Annotated in this window: 17 protein-coding genes; 11 read left to right on the top strand and 6 right to left on the bottom strand. The window is 67.0% G+C overall.

Annotated elements, in window-relative coordinates:
* Nucleotides 1-69 precede the first annotated feature (69 nt).
* Together E1261_RS03755 and E1261_RS03750 are read right to left on the bottom strand one after the other, a co-directional pair.
* Entirely contained in the window at nucleotides 70-1,278 is a 1,209-nt protein-coding gene (locus E1261_RS03755) for an MFS transporter (protein ID WP_202874281.1), read from the bottom strand.
* Nucleotides 1,275-1,712 (bottom strand): MarR family winged helix-turn-helix transcriptional regulator, encoded by a 438-nt coding sequence (locus E1261_RS03750; RefSeq protein ID WP_132401824.1) that lies wholly within the window; start codon nucleotides 1,710-1,712, stop codon nucleotides 1,275-1,277. The genes E1261_RS03755 and E1261_RS03750 overlap by 4 nt, the downstream gene beginning before the upstream one ends.
* A 155-nt stretch (nucleotides 1,713-1,867) precedes the next feature.
* Between E1261_RS03750 and E1261_RS03745 the strand changes: the two genes are divergently transcribed.
* Complete coding sequence (locus E1261_RS03745) at nucleotides 1,868-2,977, top strand: sugar phosphate isomerase/epimerase family protein (protein WP_132401821.1); 1,110 nt, start codon at nucleotides 1,868-1,870, stop codon at nucleotides 2,975-2,977.
* Nucleotides 2,978-3,023: 46 nt separating this feature from the next.
* Here the strand turns inward: E1261_RS03745 and E1261_RS03740 are convergent, their stop codons facing one another.
* Both E1261_RS03740 and E1261_RS03735 read right to left on the bottom strand, forming a co-directional pair.
* Complete coding sequence (locus tag E1261_RS03740) at nucleotides 3,024-3,557, bottom strand: hypothetical protein (RefSeq protein ID WP_132401818.1); 534 nt, start codon at nucleotides 3,555-3,557, stop codon at nucleotides 3,024-3,026.
* A 527-nt stretch (nucleotides 3,558-4,084) separates the two neighbouring features.
* Nucleotides 4,085-5,038: an SDR family NAD(P)-dependent oxidoreductase gene (locus E1261_RS03735; protein ID WP_132401815.1), complete on the bottom strand. Its 954-nt coding sequence runs from the start codon at nucleotides 5,036-5,038 to the stop codon at nucleotides 4,085-4,087.
* A gap of 178 nt (nucleotides 5,039-5,216) precedes the next feature.
* Between E1261_RS03735 and E1261_RS03730 the strand changes: the two genes are divergently transcribed.
* Together E1261_RS03730 and E1261_RS03725 are read left to right on the top strand one after the other, a co-directional pair.
* Nucleotides 5,217-6,467 (top strand): sensor histidine kinase, encoded by a 1,251-nt coding sequence (locus tag E1261_RS03730; protein WP_132401813.1) that lies wholly within the window; start codon nucleotides 5,217-5,219, stop codon nucleotides 6,465-6,467.
* A complete protein-coding gene (locus E1261_RS03725) occupies nucleotides 6,454-7,122 on the top strand; it encodes a response regulator transcription factor (RefSeq protein ID WP_132401810.1) in 669 nt (222 codons plus the stop codon). Before E1261_RS03730 ends, E1261_RS03725 begins: the two co-directional genes overlap by 14 nt.
* A gap of 2 nt (nucleotides 7,123-7,124) precedes the next feature.
* Here the strand turns inward: E1261_RS03725 and E1261_RS03720 are convergent, their stop codons facing one another.
* The gene (locus tag E1261_RS03720) at nucleotides 7,125-8,756 is read right to left on the bottom strand and encodes a GMC oxidoreductase (RefSeq protein ID WP_238175991.1); all 1,632 of its coding nucleotides are present in this window, start codon (nucleotides 8,754-8,756) and stop codon (nucleotides 7,125-7,127) included.
* A gap of 136 nt (nucleotides 8,757-8,892) precedes the next feature.
* Between E1261_RS03720 and E1261_RS03715 the strand changes: the two genes are divergently transcribed.
* Genes E1261_RS03715 through E1261_RS03705 form a run of 3 tightly spaced genes read left to right on the top strand, consistent with a single transcriptional unit; the run spans nucleotide 8,893 to nucleotide 11,344 of the window.
* Nucleotides 8,893-9,495: a TetR family transcriptional regulator gene (locus tag E1261_RS03715; RefSeq protein ID WP_202874280.1), complete on the top strand. Its 603-nt coding sequence runs from the start codon at nucleotides 8,893-8,895 to the stop codon at nucleotides 9,493-9,495.
* Nucleotides 9,492-11,048 (top strand): MDR family MFS transporter, encoded by a 1,557-nt coding sequence (locus E1261_RS03710; protein WP_132401804.1) that lies wholly within the window; start codon nucleotides 9,492-9,494, stop codon nucleotides 11,046-11,048. The genes E1261_RS03715 and E1261_RS03710 overlap by 4 nt, the downstream gene beginning before the upstream one ends.
* Nucleotides 11,045-11,344 carry a thiamine-binding protein gene (locus E1261_RS03705; RefSeq protein WP_132401801.1) on the top strand — a complete coding sequence of 100 codons (300 nt, stop codon included), beginning with the start codon at nucleotides 11,045-11,047 and terminating at the stop codon, nucleotides 11,342-11,344. Before E1261_RS03710 ends, E1261_RS03705 begins: the two co-directional genes overlap by 4 nt.
* A 761-nt stretch (nucleotides 11,345-12,105) precedes the next feature.
* On the opposite strand, the gene E1261_RS03700 is transcribed toward E1261_RS03705, so the two are convergent.
* Nucleotides 12,106-12,849, bottom strand: a complete 744-nt coding sequence (locus tag E1261_RS03700; RefSeq protein ID WP_132401798.1) for an SDR family oxidoreductase — start codon at nucleotides 12,847-12,849, stop codon at nucleotides 12,106-12,108.
* Between the two features lie 99 nt (nucleotides 12,850-12,948).
* On the opposite strand from E1261_RS03700, the gene E1261_RS03695 reads away from it, so the two are divergent.
* From E1261_RS03695 to E1261_RS03675, 5 genes are all read left to right on the top strand, one after another.
* Nucleotides 12,949-13,815, top strand: coding sequence for a helix-turn-helix transcriptional regulator (locus tag E1261_RS03695; protein ID WP_132401795.1), 867 nt, complete (start codon nucleotides 12,949-12,951; stop codon nucleotides 13,813-13,815).
* Between the two features lie 55 nt (nucleotides 13,816-13,870).
* Nucleotides 13,871-15,145 carry a ThuA domain-containing protein gene (locus E1261_RS03690; RefSeq protein ID WP_165952347.1) on the top strand — a complete coding sequence of 425 codons (1,275 nt, stop codon included), beginning with the start codon at nucleotides 13,871-13,873 and terminating at the stop codon, nucleotides 15,143-15,145.
* 188 nt (nucleotides 15,146-15,333) lie between these two features.
* A complete protein-coding gene (locus E1261_RS03685) occupies nucleotides 15,334-16,425 on the top strand; it encodes a WD40/YVTN/BNR-like repeat-containing protein (protein WP_132401792.1) in 1,092 nt (363 codons plus the stop codon).
* Nucleotides 16,422-17,234 (top strand): endonuclease/exonuclease/phosphatase family protein, encoded by an 813-nt coding sequence (locus E1261_RS03680; protein ID WP_132401789.1) that lies wholly within the window; start codon nucleotides 16,422-16,424, stop codon nucleotides 17,232-17,234. Before E1261_RS03685 ends, E1261_RS03680 begins: the two co-directional genes overlap by 4 nt.
* A gap of 231 nt (nucleotides 17,235-17,465) precedes the next feature.
* Complete coding sequence (locus tag E1261_RS03675; protein ID WP_132401786.1) at nucleotides 17,466-18,800, top strand: C40 family peptidase; 1,335 nt, start codon at nucleotides 17,466-17,468, stop codon at nucleotides 18,798-18,800.
* The last annotated feature ends 37 nt before the right edge of the window (nucleotides 18,801-18,837 follow it).

The raw sequence follows: 18,837 nt of genomic DNA, 5'->3' as shown, positions 1-18,837 counted from the left end.
CCACCACCTTGAGCACGGTTCAACCGGTTGGCGGGGCGCGGAGTGGTTGGTGGGCGCTCAAAGTGGGGGTTAGGCGTCGGCGGTGGTGAGGGTCTCGGCCTCTGCGGCGGAGTGGTGGGCGGGGATGCGGAGGTGGGCCAGGGGTTTCCAGCCGGTGGCGAGGACGGCTACTGCGAGTACGACGGCGAAGGCGCCGACGTAGAAGGGGAGCTGGATGTTGACCTCTTCGCCGAGCTTGCCGGCCAGCCAAGGGGCGACTGCGCCGCCGGAGAAGCGGACGAATGAGTACGCCGCCGACGCCGTACCGCGTCCGACCGGCGCCGCGCCCATCACAGCCTCGGTGATCAGGGTGTTGTTCACGCCGAGGAACAGGCCGGCCACGATCACGCCGATCGCGAGGACCGCCTTGTGGTGGGCGAAGAGGCCCATCACGGCGAGGTCGGCGCCGAACAGCAGCAGCGACGTCATCACCACCGGCAGGGTGCCGAACCAGCGCTGCAACCGCGGTGCCACGAAGACCGAGGTCACCGCGAGCCCGATGCCCCAGCCGAAGAAGATCAGGCCGATCTGCCGCGCGGACATCGCCAGCGGGAACGGGGTGAACGCGAGCAACGTGAAGAAGCCGAAGTTGTAGAGCAGTGCGGTCACGGCGACCGTCGCGAGCGAGCGGTGGCGCAAAGCCTTCAGTGGTTCGAGGATCGACGTACGGCGGGCTTCGGGCGGCGTGGACGACAGCAGGAACGCGGTCGCGGCCAGCGCGATCGTCATCAGTACGGCGACGCCGAAGAACGGGCCCCGCCACGAGATCGTGCCGAGTTCACCACCGACCAGCGGGCCGGCCGCGATCCCGACACCGAGCGCGGCCTCGTACAGGATGATCGCCTCGGCGACCGAGCCGGCCGCGGAGTTCACGATGGTGGCCAGAGCGGTCGCGATGAAGAGCGCGTTGCCGAGCCCCCAGCCGGCCCGGAAGGCGACGATCATGCCGATCGAGTTCGACAGACCGGCCAGCGCGCTGAACACCACGATGATCGCGAGACCGATCAGCAGAGTGCGCTTCGCGCCGATCCGGCTGGAGACCGCGCCGGTGATCAGCATCGCGAGGCCGATCACCGCCATGTAGCTGGTGAACAGCAGCGACACCTGGGACGGGCTGGCGTGCAACTGCTCGGCGATCGGCTTGAGGATCGGGTCCACCAGGCCGATGCCCATGAACGCGATCACGCAGGCGAACGCGACCGCCCAGACGGACTTGGGTTGCTTCAAGAACGAGCTCACTGGGGAGCATCCTCCACAACTTCGAGGGTGAGAATCTTGTGCATCACGGCGACCGCGTCCTCGAGGGTCTCGAGGTCGGTCGCCGGAAGGTGACGAAGTCTGGCCGCGACCGCGGCACCCGCCTCCCGGCGGGCGCGCTGCAGTTCGGTCAGGCCTGTCTTCGTGAGGCTGATCAGGCTGGCGCGCGAATCGGCGGGATCCGGCGCGCGCCGTACCCACCCCTGCTCTTCCTGCCGCTGCACCAGCGTGGACATGGTCGGCTGCGAACACCGGTCCGCCTTCGCCAGATCACTGATCCGCGTCGGCCCCAGCTCGTCCAGCCGCCCGAGCAACCGCATCGCCGCATGCGGCAACGCACTCACGTCCCGGCTCGCCATCCGCGTCAATCGCGCGGACGCAACCACGACATCGACACCCAGCTCGTTCAGGTCCACGTCTCCGAATATACATAGGAATGCTATGCATATCCATCGCTGCCGGCGTGAAGCGGATCACTGCGACCCGTAGAAACTTCGGCGCGCGTCTGTAAAGGTTTTCCTGACTCTTAGCACCGTCGACTCTTTCCGCCCCAGTCGAAAGGCGCGACTCCATGCATGACAAGGAAGAGCAGGCTCCGGCCAGGTTCACCCGTCGCAACGTACTCACGGCCTCCGCGAGCGCCGCTGCCGCGCTCGGCGCGGCCGGACTGCCGATTCTGGCCACCGGAGCCCCGGCGTTCGCCACCGGCGACCGTGGCCACGGTGGTGGCCTGCGGGCCGAGCCACTGATCCCGTCCCGCAACCGCGGGATCATCCTGTACAGCGTCCGGGACCGGATCGGCGCGGCGCCGGACACCTGCGGCGTGCCGTACGGATTCGAGCGGGTGCTGGCCCGGCTGGCCGAGATCGGCTACCAGGAGGTCGAGTTCGCCGGCTACACCCAGAACACCGCGATCCTTGGCCGGCAGATCACGCCCAAGGAGATCCGGAAGATCCTGGATGACAACGGGCTGATCGCGAACGGCACCCATACCCAGATCAGCCCGGACACGTTCGAGCAGCAGATGGACATCGCCCAGGAGTTGGGCATGAAGCACATCGGCACCGGCGGCGACCCCACGAACAGCGCGTACAAAGCCGACTGGGACGCCGCCGCCGATGTCTGGAACGAACTGGGCCGTCGCGCCAAGGCGCGTGGCCTGCGGCTGTACACCCACAATCACGACGCCGCCTACAGCTTCCTGCTGGACACAGGCCCCTTGGATGCGGCCGGCAAGCCGACCCGGTCGTCCGGGGTGCGTCGGCTGGAGTACTTCTTCGGCAAGGCCGACCCTCGCTACGTGTTCTTCGAGATGGACATCTACTGGGCGTACGTGGCCCGGTTCAAGCACCGGACGTACACCGACTGGCGAGGCAACCTGCAGACCGACCTGTTCGACCCGATCCTGACCGTCGCCCCGCGCACCACCCGGTTCCCGCTGTTCCACGCCAAGGACGGCGACCGCAACGCGGCCGTTCCCGACGGCTACGACATGGTCCCGCTCGGCGACGGCGACATCAACTTCCAGCAGTTCTTCCAAACCATCGGCGAGCCGAACCTCCACCACGCGAACTGGGAGCACGACAACGCTTCCGGCGGTACGGCGGTTCCGGCACAGTCGCTGAACTTCGCCGCGTCCAGCTACACCAACATGTCCGAGCTGACCATCTATCGCCGCTGACTTGGTGCGGAGTCGAGAGTTGGAGGGGCATCCGGCCGGCTACTACTCACGGCTGTACGCCGTTGGTTGTGCGGAAGAGGCTGGCCGGGATGGGGCCGCGGTGCAGGATGTGCGGGATGTCGGCCCAGGGGAAGAGCGGCTCGGTGGCGTTGAGGGTTCGTAGCCGGTGCAGGGCCTTCTCGGAAGGCTGAGTGAGGGTTGCGACTGTCGCGGGGGAGTAGGGGATGAAGTCCTCAGGGGGCTGCGGCGCGGCGTTGTGGCGTTTGAGCAGGATGCAGGTGTCGGCCGGGTCGAGGAGGTCGGCGTCGAGGGTCCAGTAGTCGATGACTACGCGGCCGATGCGGCCGGACTCGTGCATGGCTTCGAAGAGCGGAGCCGGGTGGACCGGTGAGAGGAACACGACGTCGGTCCAGGTGCAGCCCAGTGGGTGCACCGGGTCGAGCATCGCGGCTGGGCGATGAGCGTACTTCGCGACCTCGCGTTCGTAGAGGTCCGGGTGCTGGTCGCGAAGCAGGTTGAGGGGCAGGACGGCGTCGCCGCGGAGGTCGTGGATCGCGGCTCGGTACAAGAGAATCGTCATACGCAAAAGCCTCCGACCGCAGGAAGTCTGCGACGGAGGCTCTGCACACATTCTACCGGGTCAGGGGCAAGGCCGGTTGGTTAAGGCTGGCGACCACGGTGCCCGCCCGTCACAACGTCCGAACGATCGGAGGGCGGCTCTCCGCACCTTCGGACGTTAACCCCGGCCCTTGGCTAACGTCCGAAAAATCGGAGGGCGGCTCTCCGCGCTTTCGGACGTCACCCCCCGGCTCTTGGCTGACCGCGACGGGATCGGTTGACACCACCCGAGCCGACCGCGGTCCAGACCTGCACCCACAACTCGTTGTTCCGCCCACAGCCCCTCCACGAAATTTCAGGGGTTATCCGTTCACGTTGCCCCTTCTCCGGCCAATTTCTGAGGGGAGAAGGGGCAACATGAACAGAGATCCCCTCATTTTCCGGGCAGCAGCCACGCCCGCGAGAGCACACTCCAACCGCATCCGGGACGGATGGGTCTGCACACCGCGTCTGACACCACCAGCGCCGCCTAACCAACCGGCCTCCGGGTCAGGGGAGCATGGCTGTGGCGCCGCCGTCGATCACCTGGGCCGATCCGGTCATGAACGGGTAGCGGTCGGAGGCGAGGTCGACGACGAAGGCTGCGACCTCTTCGGGCTTGCCGATGCGCCCGGCGGCTGGTGCCCGGGAGCGGGCGACGACGGCGATGCCTGCGCGGTAGACGCTCTCAGGGGCGTTCTCGATGCCGGCGACCTTGCGGACCATTTCCGTGTCGACGATCCCCGGCAGGACGGCGTTGACCCGGATGCCGTCGGCGCCGTAGTCGAGGGCCGCGGCCTGCATCAGGCCGAGGAGCGCGTGCTTGCTGGAGCCGTACGACGCGAACCCCTGCCGGACGGCCAGTGAGTTGATGGACGCGGTGATCACCACACTGCCGCCGCCCGCTTTGAGCAGATGCGGAATCGAGTGCTTGAGGGTGAAGAACGCACCCCGGACATTGGTGGTCTGGATGTCGTCCCACTCAGCTGTGGCGACTTCGTGAAGCCGCTTGACGCCGTGGATGCCCGCGTTGCTGAACACCACGTCCAACCGGCCGTAGCGGCTCGCGGTGCTGTCGACGAAGCGGCGTACCTGGTCTTCGACCCTGACATCGGCCCGCAGGTAGGTCGCTTCGTGGCCCGCTGCCCGGATCTCTTGTTCCACCTGCCGGCCGCGGTCCTCCCTTCGCCCGCAGAACGCGACCTTGGCGCCTTCGGCGGCGAAGGCTCGTGCGGCCGCGCGCCCGATGCCCGAGGTCGCGCCGGTGATCAGGACCACCTTGCCGGCGAACCTCGCACCGTCGGCCGGGGCGGCGGTCATCCGCGGGCCGGTATCCGCAGTGAGCCGCCCGCCGACGGCACCTGCCGCGCCGGCCACCAGGGCGCCGGTCGCGGCCGCGCCGACCATGGCCCGCCGGCCGTATCGTCGCGGCGGCTTGCCGGTCTCTTGCGGGTTGTCAGTCATGTCCCCAGGCCTCCTACTCGGTTCCGGCCCCGTAGTCGGCCGGCCAACTCCTGAAGCGTAGGAACGGTGCCACCACGCCGGCATCTGCTGGACGGCCGGTCTTGCCCTGTCGCTCGTCCGCCGGTACTACGACCTCCGGCCTAGGTCGGAGGTCGGGGCGGGTGCGGCCCGGTGTCTGATGACGGCCGTGGCGGTGATGTGCTCCACTGGGGAGGTGCTCTCCCGAGAGACCCACCCGCCGTTGCTGCCGCCGTCCACCTGGATGACCCTGCTGGTCGGCGTCAGCTGCCTGCTGATGGCGATCAGCCGCAGCTTCAATTCGTTGACCTGGGCAACCGTCGTACTGGTGGTCGCTCCGGCGGGGCTACTGATCCTGCAGATCCTCATCGGTCGGCGGTACGGCGATCGGCCGCCGGCGGCCCTCGCGGCCGGTGCCATCGCTGCCCAGCTCGGCGTGATCGAGCTGATCTCGCAGATGGATGGGCAGAGCATCGCTTCGCTGCTCTATTTCGTGCTGCCGTTTCCGGCAGTGTTCTGGCTGGGAGCTCGTGCCGGTCTCATCGTCAGTGCAGTCGTCCTGAGTCTCTTTACAGTCAGGTTCGCGGCGGCCAAGCCGTTGTGGCGGACAGACTCGGACGTACTGCACAGCTACATGCTCTTCGCGATCGCTCTTGTGTTGGTCACCAGCACCGCCGTGCTGGTACGGCGGGAGCGAACCAGCAGGGAGCGGGCCGAGCGCTTGCTCCGTGATCTCGGCGCTTCCCATCGTCAACTGGTCGAGTCCCAGGGCCGCGTCGCCGAACTGGCCACGATCGAGGAACGCAACCGGCTAGCCCGCGACATCCATGACAGCCTGGGCCACTACCTCACCGTGGTCAGTGTCCAGCTGGAGAAGGCCCAGTTCCTGGTCGCCGAGGATCCTGTAGCCGCGTCCGCCGCGGTCGCCAATGCGAAACGGCTCGCGGATCAGGCCCTCGCCGACGTCCGGGAGTCGGTCGGTGCGCTCCGGAGGGACGAGGCCCCGTTCCTGCTGGAGCCGACTTTGCGCGGCATGGTCGAAGACCTGCGGGTGCTGCCGCTCGACCTCAGTCTGCAGGTCTCCGGCGATGAGCAGCACTATTCGCGACAGCAGTTGCTGGCGCTGTACCGGGCCGTCCAGGAAGGCCTGACGAACGTGCAGCGCCATGCCCGGGCCAGCCGCGCGCAGGTGGTCGTCGAGCTCACCGAGGCGACCGCCTCGGTGACGGTGGACGACGACGGAATCGGTCCGCCGGCCGGCGCTGGCAACGGTCTGCGCGGAGTACGGGAACGGCTGGAACTGGTCAGTGGCAGGCTGGTGCTGACGAACGCACCAGGCGGAGGTACGCGGATGGCGGTCACGATTCCCCGGACCGGGGCGAGGAAGGCGTTGGCCGATGGAGAACGGTGAGAACATCCGGCTGCTGATCGTCGATGATCAGGAACTGATGCGGGACGGGCTGACCGCCATTCTGGAGCGACAGCCCGGGATCGACGTGGTGGCCACTGCCGCGGACGGAGCCGAGGCAGTGCGTCTGGTCGCCGAACTCGCCCCCGACGTGGTCCTGATGGATGTCAGGATGCCGGTTCTGGACGGCGTGCAGGCGACGGCGGAGATCGTCCGCAGTTGGCCGGCCGTGAAGGTCGTGGTGTTGTCCACCTTCGATGACGATGACCATGTCACCCAGGCGTTGCGGGCTGGTGCCACTGGCTATCTGCTGAAGAACCTGCCGGCCCAGGATCTTGCGGAAGCTGTCCGGCTGGCCTGCCGAGGCGTGCTGCAGTTGGCCCCGGCGGCCGCGGCCAAGGTGGTCGCCGCGCTTTCTGCGACGGCGGGCGGATCGGCTCCGGCCGAGCCACCCGCCGAGCTCGCTCGCCTCACTGACCGCGAGCGTGAAGTGGCGCGACTGGTGGCGGCCGGTGCGAACAACCGTGAGATCGCCCAGGGGCTGGTGATCTCCGAAGGCACGGTGAAGAGTCACATCTCCAGCATCCTGAGCCAGCTCAACCTCCGGGACCGGACCCAACTGGCGGTCTTCGTCCACCAGCACCTGCCCGGTCGCTGAACCTATCGGCGCTTCAGATCGCTGGCGAGGACATGCGCGATGTTGCGTTCGGCCAAAGCGGTGATGGTGACGAAGGGATTGACGCCGAGGCTGCCCGGGATCAGGGAGCTGTCGGTGACGTAGAGGCCCGGATGGTTGCGGACTCGGCCGTAGTTATCAGTGGCTTTGCCGAGCAGGGCACCGCCGAGCGGGTGGTAGCAGAAGTCGGCGGCGAAGGCTCGGTTGCCGGTGAACAGATCGCGCCGGTACGTCGTACCGATCGCCTTGTTGATCTTGTCGAACAAGAACTGGGCCGACCGGAGTGACGGAGTGCTCTGGCCGGCCGACCAGTGCAGATCGGCGCGGTCGGTGTGGTGGTTGTAGGTGAAGCGGCCGCGCTCGGGGTTGACCGTGATCGCGAGGTAGAGGCTCGCCCAGGTCTCCAGACCGACGGGCAGTGGGGCGATCTCGGCGAACGACGGATGCTTCGGATCGTTCCAGTTGTCGATGGCAAGCGTCGGGATCGTGGACTGGAGGGTGCCGGTCGGATCCCAGAGGTGGTTGGCGCGAGCCGTCATCACGTTACCGTTGGTGCCCCAGCCGTTGCCGATCGCGGCCGGCAGGTCGGGCAGTGTTCCGGTTTCCCTTGCCCTGAGCAACAGTTCGGTGGTTCCGATGCTGCCGGCGCCGAGGAACAGCGAGCTGCAGGAGATCTCGCTCCGGCGGATCACCTTGCCCCAGGCATCTATCTGCTCAAGCCCGACCAGATAACCCTTACCCTGCTTGCGAATCGTGGTCACCCGGGTGAGTGTCCGGATGGTGACGTTGCCGGTGCCGAGCGCGTCGGCGAGGTAGGTTTTGTCCAGCGACTGCTTGCCATGGTTGTTGCCGTAGATCACCTCACCGGCCAGCGCGGACCGCGGAACCTGCTTCTTCTCTTCGCGCCGAAGATAGTTGAAGTCGTAGACGTTCGGTACGACGCTCGTCCGGAAGCCGGCCTGATGAGCGTGCCGCCGGGAGACCCGCGCGTACTTGTAGACCGGCGTCTGCTCCAGATAACGGGGATCGATCGCGTTCACGCCGAGCATCCGGCGGGCCAGCGGGAAGTACCGCTTGTACATCGCGTCCGCATCCACCTGCGGCAGCATCTTCTCGAAGTACGCGCGCTGCGGAGTCGGTGCCATCCCACCGTTGACCAGCGAACCGCCGCCGACCCCGCGACCGACGTACACGCCCATGTTCGGGAAATCGATCCGGTCCAGGATTCCGGCGTACGGCGTCCCGAGGTCGCGGTTGACCACGTCGAGCCAGAGGAAGGTGTCGAGCGGTGCCTTGGTCCGGCGCTGGAACCACATCGAGCGGCGGTCCGGGTTCAGGGTCGAGCAGAACACCTTGCCGTCCTTCCCGGCGGTGTTCCACAACTGGCCCATCTCGATCATCGTGGTCCGGATCCCGGCCGCGCCGAGCCGCAGCGCGGTGACGGCGGCGCCGTACCCGGTGCCGACGACGAGGGCGGGAACGTACGGCGCGGCCTCGGCCGGACCGATCCGAGTGAGGCCGGTCGCGGCGGCCGCGGTGAGGGCGGTCAGGCCGGCGAACCGGCGGCGAGCCAAAGTAGAGGGCACAGTCGCGGACGGAGAGGTCTCGAAAGTCACTGACGCACCGTAGTTGAGCAACTACATCTTCGCAGCGGCTCCGGCATGTCGCGCTGGGGTGCCCGTTTGTGCAGGGGTGCAAAAGTGCACGGCTAATAGTTTGCAGTGACTGCAAGAATCTGCCTACGCTGGTGCGGTGAGTCAGGGTGAGGGTGGGTTGCGGGAGCGGAAGAAGCTCCAGACCAGGGCGGCGTTGACCGATGCGGCCCTGCGGCTGGCGTTGGAGAAGGGGCCGGACAGCGTCACGGCCGAGGAGATCGCCGAAGCGGCCGATGTGTCGGTGCGGACGTTCTTCAACTACTTCCCGCACAAGGAGTACGCGATCCTCGGGCGCAATCCCGCGCATCTGGAGAGCGCGCTGGAGCGGATCGCGACGGCACCGGCCGAGCAGTCGCCGTTGACCACGATGTGGCTGATCGTGCGCGACGTACTGCACGACCTGATGGCCGAAGGTGAGCTGAGCCGGCGCGGTGAGCTGATCATGGGGTCGCCCAGCCTGCTCTACCACCTGATGCTGTCGAGCATGGACGACGAGCGGCAGCTGTCCGCGGCGCTGACCGAGCGGATCGGCGACCCGCTCCGGGCGCGGCTCATCGTCAGCGCGGCCGGGACCGCGTGCCGGGTCGCCGTCGAGCTCCACAAAGACGGTCCGGACTCCGCACCCGCCGACCTTGTCGACGCAGCGTTCCAACTACTTGCTCAGGGCCTCGACCCTGACTACCAGAAAGGTTCTTCATGACGACGACCTCGGCCGAGGGGGCCGGTTCTGTCGCGACGCTGACGCCGCGGCAGACCGTGCAGGCCATGTCCGGTCTGATGATGGGGCTGTTCGTGGCGATCCTGGCCGGCACCGTGGTGTCGACCGCGCTGCCGCGGATCATCAGCGACCTGGAGGCGAGCCAATCGTCCTACACCTGGGTCGTGACGGTGGAGCTGCTCGCGATGACGGCCACCGTGCCGTTGTGGGGCAAGCTCGCCGACCTCTACAACAACAAACTGCTCGTCCAGCTCTCGCTCGGCTTCTTCGTGGTCGGGTCGCTGGTCGCCGGCTTCGCGCCGAACATCGAGGTGCTGCTGGGCAGCCGGGTCCTGCAAGGGCTGGGCGGCGGCGGTCTGACCGCGCTGGTGCAGATCGTGATGGCAGCGATCATCCCGCCGCGTGAGCTCGGCCGGTACTCCGGTGTCTTCGGTGCCGTGTTCGCGTCCGCCACCGTTGGTGGGCCGCTGCTCGGTGGATTCCTGGTCGACTCGCCGCTGGGCTGGCGGGCCTGCTTCCTGATCGGTGTGCCGTTCGTGATCGCCGCGATCATCCTGCTGCAGCGCACCCTGAACCTGCCGACCGTACGCCGGGAAGCGAAGATCGACTGGTGGGGCGCGTTCTTCATCACCGCCGGCGTGAGCACCCTGCTGATCTGGGTCACCTTCGCCGACAAGAAGTTCGACTGGGTCTCCGGCTGGAGCTTCCTGATGGTCGGCGCGGCGCTGGTCGCATTGGTTGCCGCGGTGCTCGTCGAGCGCCGGCACCCGGAGCCGATCATTCCGCTGGACCTGTTCCGCAACCGCACGGTCACGCTGTCCATCGTCGCCAGCGCGCTCGTCGGCGTGGCGATGTTCGGTGGCTCGGTATTCCTCGCGCAGTACTTCCAGACCGCGCAGGGCTACTCACCGACCAAGGCCGGCCTGATGAGCCTGCCGATGATCATCGGCATGATGGGCGCCTCCACGGTCGCCGGTGGCCTGATCACGAAGACCGGCAAGTGGAAGGTCTACCTGGTCCTCGGCAGCGTGCTGCTCCCGATCGGCCTGGCCCTGTTCGGCACCATCGACGCGCACACCTCGAAGTACCTGCTGTGGGCCTTCATGCTCGTCCTCGGTATCGGCATCGGCCTCGTCATGCAGAACCTCGTCCTCGCCGCGCAGAACGACGTACCGGCCAGCCAGCTCGGTGCAGCCACCTCCGCGGTCAGCTTCTTCCGCAGCATGGGCGGCACGATCGGCGTCAGCGTCCTCGGCGCCATCCTCGCCAACCAGATCCTCGACCGCCTCAACCCCGGCGGCACGGCCAGTGGCGCGAGCGACGTCGTACCGAACGTCGCCGAACTCCCACCCGCCGTCCGCACAGTAGTAGAGAACGCCTACGGCGACGCCACCGCCGACCTCTTCATGATGTCGGTCCCCTTCGCCGTCCTGGCCCTGATCGCAGTCATCTTCATCAAAGAAAAGCCCCTCCTCACCACCACCGGCGCCGAACGCCGAGCAGAAGAAGAAGCAACTGGTAAACAGGATGCATGATCGTTGCGTTCAGTATTAGTCCGCTTGCGGGTGATGAGACCGGGGGCGTGAGTGAGGCGGTGGCTGCGGCTGTTCGCGTTGTTCGCGCCTCCGGTCTTCCCAATGAGACCAATGCCATGTTCACCAACATCGAGGGGGAGTGGGATGAGGTGATGGCGGTGGTGAAGGAGGCTGTTGAGGTGGTGGCTGCGGTTTCGCCTCGGGTGAGCCTGGTGTTGAAGGCGGATATTCGGCCTGGCTATACGGGGCAGTTGACGGCCAAGGTCGAGCGAATCGAGCAGGCGCTCGCGGAGTAGATGGCCGCAGCGAAGGACAGGTGCTGGTCGCCCTCCACACGAGCCCGTACGACGTTGAGCACGGTTCAGGCATGTGCGCGGCCCGGATGTGGTTGATGCGTGCTCAAGGTGAGCCGGCGGGGCGACGTTGAGCACGGTTCAACCGTTCGGCGGGGTGTCAGATGGTTGATGGGTGCTCAAGGTGACTCCCGCCCCGACGATCTCGGATCCCCGGGCGGTCGGGGTGCATGTTCGCCCTGACCGGACCACTTTCCTCCCCAAACCGGTTCGGGGAGAGCTGGCACCGGTCGTGTGGGGATCTGGGGAGGCTCGGCCCCCCGAATCCGTCGCGGATCCTCCCCAAACCGGTTGGGGAAGAGGATTCAGCGACCCGCTCGCTGCAGGTTCCCTAACGTCCGAACAGCCGGAGGCGGGCCCTCCGGTCTTTCGGACGTTAGCTGGGAGCTGGTTCGGAGACCGCGTCGGCGGGTTCTTCGGACGTTGCGCGGCGGGGGGACGGGGTGCCGCATTGGCAAGGGTTGAGCAGCCGGGCTGGCGCTAGGCCGAGCGACTAAAGTTCGGCGGATCGAGCAGGCGCTTGCGGAGAGGGCCGCGCTGGGCGGTCGAGCGCGCCGGGGTGCGCCGCGAAGGGCAGGTGCTGGGCGGGTGGGCGGACCTGCGCCACTGACCAACCCTCTCCTGGTCAGTTCTGGCTACTCGCGTTGAGCGTGAACCCAGTAGTCCGCGCACAGTTGGTCAGTGTTGGCGGTCCGCCCCCTCCGTCAGTGGGCGGAGTTTAGGGCGGTTACGGCGGCTTCGTGGCGGGATTCGCGTTCGGCGGCTCGGAGGAAGTGGACTCGGTTTACGAGGATCTCGTCGGCGTTGGGGTGTTGCTGGAGGAGGGTGATGGACTCGTTGGTGAAGTCGTCTAGGGGCATCCAGGTGGGGTCGGGGGCGGCGCCGCCGAGGAGGTTGGTTTGGACGGCGGGCGGGACCAGTTCGATGACCTGGAGGTTGGTGCCGGCCAGTTGGAGGCGGAGGCTTTGGGTGTAGCTGTGGATTGCGGCCTTGGTGGCGTTGTAGGTCGGGGTGAGGGCCAGTGGGACGAAGGCCAGGCCCGACGAGACCGTCATGATGACCGGGTCGGGCTGCTGCTGGAGGTGGGGCAGGAAGGTCGTGATGGACCGGATCGTGCCGAGCAGGTTGATGTCGATCGTGGCCTCAGCGGTGGCCAGGTGAGCCGGGTCCTGGAGGTTTTCGGGCTGCATGATGCCGGCCATGGTGATCAGGACGTTCACCGGATGGCGGGCTGTGACGTCGGCGTAGGCGGCGGCGATCGAGGCCGGGTCGGCGACGTCGAGGACGACGCCTTCGATGGCGTCCTCAAGAGCGATCTGGTCGAGGAGGTCCTTGCGGCGGCCGCTGATGATGACGGTGTTGCCGAGGTCGCGGAAGCGGCGGGCGAGCTCGAGGCCGATACCCGACGTACCGCCGGTCATGAAGATCGTGTTGCCTGTGGTTTTCATGACTCCAGCCTGGAAGCCGATGCCGTCGGCAACCAGGCTCGGTGTAACCACTGCTCGGCAGGCAGTGGATAACTCCGGCCGGACGGGGACACTGAAGTTATGGAGTACGCCGATCTGTCCGATTTCCTCCGCAAACGCCGCGAAGCCCTGCAGCCCGAGGATGTCGGGATGCCTCGCGGCCGACGACGCCGTACGCCGGGATTGCGGCGGGAGGAGGTCGCCGTACTGGCGTCGATGTCGACCGACTACTACAGCCGGCTGGAAGGTGGCCGAGGGCCGCAGCCGTCGGTGGAGATGCTCGGCGCGATCGCGCGGGCGTTGCGGATGACGCTGGCGGAGCGGGATCACCTGTTCGTGCTCGCCGGGCACGGTGTGCCGCCGCGGACGACACGCGCGTGTCATGTCGATCCCGGGATGCTGCGGATCATGGACCGCCTGCAGGACACTCCGGCGCTGTTGCTGAACCGCTGCGGTGAGACGGTCGCGCAGACGCCGGCCCATGTGGCGTTCGCCGGTGAGCAGACGAACTTCGAGGGCATGGAGCGCAGCGAGGCGTACCGCTGGTTCGTGCACCCGGAGCGCCGCGCGCTCTACCAGGAGCCGGAGTTGTCCCGGCATAGCCGACTGCTGGTCTCGCTGCTCCGGATCACCGCGACCGCCGACGGACCCAAGTCGTACGCCGCCTCGATCGTGAGCACGTTGCAGAAGGAGAGCCCGGAGTTCGCCGAGATCTGGGACCGGCACGAGGTGGTGCCGGCGCACAGCCGGACCAAGCAGTTCCGGCATCCGGTGGTCGGTGAGCTGGAGCTGTACTGCGAGGTGATCAACAACGCCGACCAGCAGCAGATCCTGGTGGTCTTCACCGCCGAACCCGGCAGCGAGAGTGCCGAAAAGCTGCGGCTGCTCGGGGTTTTGGGAAGTCAGTCGATGAGCTCTGGACAGGACTTTCGTCGGGAGTTAATTTAAGTCCCGACGTCTCGGAATGCCCTTTCCGGGATCGCCCTCCGGAAAGGACCGCCCCATGCCTTCCGCTCGCTTCCGCCTGCCCGCGCTCGTCCTCGCCCTGCTCCTGATGGTGGCCGGGCTGACGACTTCCGCGGCCGCTCAAGTTCAAGCGACCTTCAACGTGCTCGCCTTCTACGACGGCAACACCCAGGACGCGGCGCACAACGACTGGGTGAAAGAGGCCAATCAGCGGTTCCCGCAGTTCGGCGCGCAGAACGGCTTCACCTACACCGCGACCAACGACTGGAACCGGCTGAACAACCTGCAGGCCTCGCAGTACCAGGTCGTGATGTTCCTGGACAACCGGCCGTGGGCCTCGTCGCAGATGACGGGGTTCCAGCGCTACATGGAGAACGGCGGCGGTTTCTTCGGCTTCCATGTGAGCAATTACAACGACTCCAGCCAGGGCTGGCCGTGGTTCAACAACACGCTCCTCGGCACCGGCCGGTTCAACTCGAACACCTGGCTGCCGTCCGCGGTCACACTGCGGACCGAGAACCGTTCGCACCCGTCACTGGTGAACACAGGCGCGACGCTCCGGTCGTCGGTCAGTGAGTGGTACAGCTGGCAGAACGACCTGCGGCAGAACCCGAACATTCAGGTCCTCGCTTCGATCGATCCGTCGAGCTTCCCGGTCGGCACCCAGAACGGCAACATCTGGACGTCGGGCTACTACCCGATCGCGTGGACCAACAAGAACTTCAAGGTCATCTACGCGAACTGGGGCCACAACGCGATGAACTACCAGACCAACACCCGGACCTCGTCGACGTTCGACAGCGCGGCCCAGAACCAGTTCATGATGGACTCGCTGAAGTGGCTCGGCGGCGGCGGTACGACGCCTCCGGTCGACCAGCCGGCGCCTGGTACGTGGTACTCGGTCGCGAACAAGGCCAACGGTAAGTGCGTCGACGCTCGCGCAGCAGGCACCGCCAACGGCACGGTCGTCCAGCAGTACAGCTGCAACGCGACCACGGCCCAGAACTTCCAGTTCCAGCCGACCACCGACGGTTTCACCCGAGTGAACAACCGCAACGACGCGACCAAGGTGATCGACGTGAGTGGGGTGTCGCTCGAGGACAACGCGGGTCTGCATCTGTGGACGTACGGCGGTGGTACCAACCAGCAGTGGCAGGCAGTCTCCGAAGGCGAGGGCTACTTCCACTTCGTCGTACGGCACACCAGCAAGTGCCTGACCGTGCCCGGCGGCTCGACCGCCGACCAGACCCAGTTGGTCCAGTCCACCTGCAACGGCGGCACGACTCAGTCTTTCAAGCTGACGGCGGCCTGATCCTCGCCCGAGGCCATGTCCGGCAATTTCTCGCCTACTGCGCTGCACTCGGCACGGCACCTCGCCGCACTGGAGGAAAGGCCACGATGGGAAAACATCGAGGCCTCCCCTCCAGCACACCGAGCTACCGCACCGAGCACATGCTCGCTACGGCGCGAAATCACCGGACATGACCTAGTCTGCGGCCCATGAGATTCCTGCGTGTGGCCGCAGTTGCGGCAGGAGGTTTGCTCGTGCTCTCTCAGTTGGTACCAGCCGCCCAGGCGACCGGCGGACCGTCGTACCGGTGGGATGTGACGCCGACCGGGAGTACGGCGCAATTCCGCGGGTTGTCGGCGGTTAGTAAGGACGTCGCATGGATTGGCGGGTCCGCGGGGCAGGTCCTGCGGACCGTGGACGGGGGTAAGCACTGGCAGAACGTCAGCCCGGCCGGTGCCGAGACTGTTCAGTTCCGTGATGTGCAGGCGTTCGACGCCCATCGAGCGGTGATTTTGTCGATCGGGCCGGGGACGGACTCGCGGGTCTACCGGACTGAGAACGGCGGCAAGAACTGGACCGAGACTTTCCGCAATACCGACGAGAAGGCGTTCTATGACTGCATCGCCTTCAACGACAAGAGTCATGGGCTCGCGCTGAGTGACCCGGTGGACGGCAAGTTCCGGATCGCTGCGACGAGCGACGGCGGCAAGTCGTGGAAGGTGCAGCCGAACGCCGGGATGCCAGCGGCGCTGCCTGGTGAGTTCGCGTTCGCCGCGAGCGGGACGTGCTTAGTAGCAGGACCCGGCCGTACGGCGTGGTTCGCGACTGGCGGCGGTGACCGGCCGCGGGTCTTCCGCACGTTCGACGGCGGCCGGAACTGGACTGTCGCCGACTCGCCGATGGCTAGTGGCGAGGCGGCCGGCATCTTCAGTCTCGCGTTCCGTGGCCCGCTGTTCGGGGTCGCGGTCGGCGGCGACTTCCTGAAGCCGACGGAGGCCGTCAAGGCCGCGTCGGTCACGTACGACGGTGGTCGCACCTGGAAGCTGGTCCCGGCCGACAAGGCGCCGAAGGGGTATCGGAGCGGATCGACGTTCCTGCCACCGTCGGTCAGCCGGTCGCTGACCACGGTGATCGCGGTCGGCCCGTCCGGCAGTGACGTCAGCCGCGACGGTGGCCGGAGCTGGACACAGTTCTCCGACGGCAACTTCGACAGCGTCGAGTGCGGTGGTCACGGGACCCAGGCAGGTTGCTGGGCGTCGGGTGCCAAGGGTGCGGTCGCGCGTCTGGTGGTCGGCCGATGAAGCGCGCGTTGGTGGGACTGGTCGCGTTGATGATGGCGATTCCCGCGATGGCCGCGGCCCAGCCCGATGGCGGTCGGCCGGGCCGGGACCTGACCGTGATGACGTACAACATTCACCATGGCGCAGGGGTTGACGCCGTACTCGATCTGGAGCGGATCGCGGCTCTGATCGAGCAGAACGGCGCCGATATCGTCGGCCTGCAGGAGGTCGATCGGCACTGGAGTGAGCGGAGCAAGTGGGTCGATCAGCCGGCCTGGTTCGCCAAGCGGCTGAAGATGCACTACGCGTACGCCGCGAACCTCGATCTGCCGCCGCTGAACCCGGGGGAGCCGCGCCGCCAGTACGGTACGGCGATCCTGTCGAAGTACCCGATCAAGGACTTCACCAACACGCTCCTGCCGCGGTATCCGGCCGGTGAGCAGCGCGGACTCGCGGTCGCGACGGTGAAGGTCCGGGGAGCGGAGCTGCGGTTCGCCAACACGCACCTGACCCACAACAACAACGCGGAGCGGCTGGAGCAGGCGCAGAAGGTGGTCGAGCTGCTCGGCACGTCGGAGCAGGCGACGATGCTGGTCGGTGACCTGAACGCGCGGCCGGATACGCCGGAGATGAAGTTGATGACCGACGTACTGGCTGACACCTGGGTCGAGGTCGGCGTCGGTCCCGGCTACACGATCGAGGCGAGTAGCCCGACCGCCCGGATCGACTACCTGCTGCACAGTCCGCAGCTGGTCCCACTGAAAGCTGAAGTCCCCGTGAGCTTGGCCTCCGACCACCTACCGGTCGTTGCCTCGTTCACCCTTCGCTGAACCGTCCATTCAGCGCTAGGCGCCCACCTGACTTCGGTCGGGTGGGTGCCTTCTTGTGAATTACAAGCTTGTAGTTTGTCAAGTCGACACGCAGGTGAAACAAAGATACTTGTGTGAAAACTGTTCCCAATGGGGCCACAGGCAACTAGTGTCACGTATGTGGTCCAGGAGGACCAAAAGCGCTCATGGGGCCAGGGAAGGGCACCGTGACCGGGTGGAAGGAACGACCAGATGCGCAGCACTGGGAAGACCGGAAAGTTGATGCTTTCCGGTGTGCTGGCGGTCTGTCTGGCCGGCTCGATGATGGTGGTTCCGGTCGCGGCGCAGGCCAAGCCTAAGCCGCCGGTGATCCCGTCGCAGGCCGCCGTCGAGCGGGCCAAGCAGGCGGCCGCCGACAAGGCCGGGCAGGTCAAGGCGATCGAGCAGCAGCTGGCCGCGGCCGAGGCCCGGCTCGAGCAGCTCGGGATCCAGTCCGGGATCGCCGACGAGGCCTACAACGGCGCGGTCTACCGGCTGGAGCAGGCCAAGAAGGAAGCGGCCACGGCTGCCGACCGGGCGGCCAAGGCCGAGAAGACCCTGAACGCTCAGCGGCAGCAGATCGGCCGCTTCGCGATCGCGTCGTACCAGGGCGGTGGCGACATCGCGAAGCTGGCGCCGCTGTTCACCGCGGAAGGGCCGCAGCAGCTGCTCGACTCGGCCGGTACGGCGCACACGGTGTCGAGCGCGATGCAGGGTTCGTACCTGCGGTACACGGCGAACCAGGTGGTCACCAACCTGTTCAAGGTGCAGGCCGACCAGGCCGTCACCAAGGTGAAGCACGCAACCGAAGCGGCTGCCAAGGCGAAGAAGGCGGCCGAGGCCGCCGAGGCTGCGCAGTCGGCCGCGGTGACCGCGATGGGTGTCCAGCGGCAGCAGTCGATCGCTCAGCTGGCCGTCCTGCAGAACACGTCCGTCAAGGTCGCCGCACAGCGGCAGCGGGGGCTCGAGGAGCTTGCGCGACAGCGCGCCGCCGCACTTGCTGCCAAGAAGGCCGCCGAGTTGCGGCGCAAGATCGAAGCCCGCGAGGCCGCCGAGCGCGCGCGGGAACGGGCGCGGGAGCAGGCCGAGGAGGCTCGCGAACGTGAGCAGGGCAAGAAGAATCCGGGCAAGAAGAAGCCGCCGCGGGAACGCCCCGGCAACGGCGGGAACGGCGGATCGGGCCGCGGGGCGAGCGCTGCGATCAACTTCGCGCTGTCCCAGCTCGGCGACATGTACCTGTGGGGCGGCGTCGGTCCGTCCCGCTGGGACTGCTCGGGCCTGATGATGGGCGCCTGGAAGCGGGCCGGTATCCAGCTGCCGCACTACAGCGTGGCGCAGTACGAGCAGACCAGGCACATCGACGAGGACGAACTGCGGCCGGGCGACCTGATCTTCTGGTCGATCGATCCCAATGACCCCGGGACCATCCACCACGTCGCGATGTACCTCGGCGGCGGCCGGATGATCCACGCGCCGCGGTCCGGCAAGCCGGTCCAGATCCAGAGCGTCTACTACTGGGAGCCCCCGGACTTCTTCGGGCGCCCGTAAGTCATTGCTCCCGGCAACCGAGGACTGCCGGGAGCGC

The organism is Kribbella albertanoniae (assembly GCF_004348455.1).
GTDB classification, from domain to species: domain Bacteria; phylum Actinomycetota; class Actinomycetes; order Propionibacteriales; family Kribbellaceae; genus Kribbella; species Kribbella albertanoniae.
This window is presented reverse-complemented; position numbering and strand designations above follow the sequence as displayed.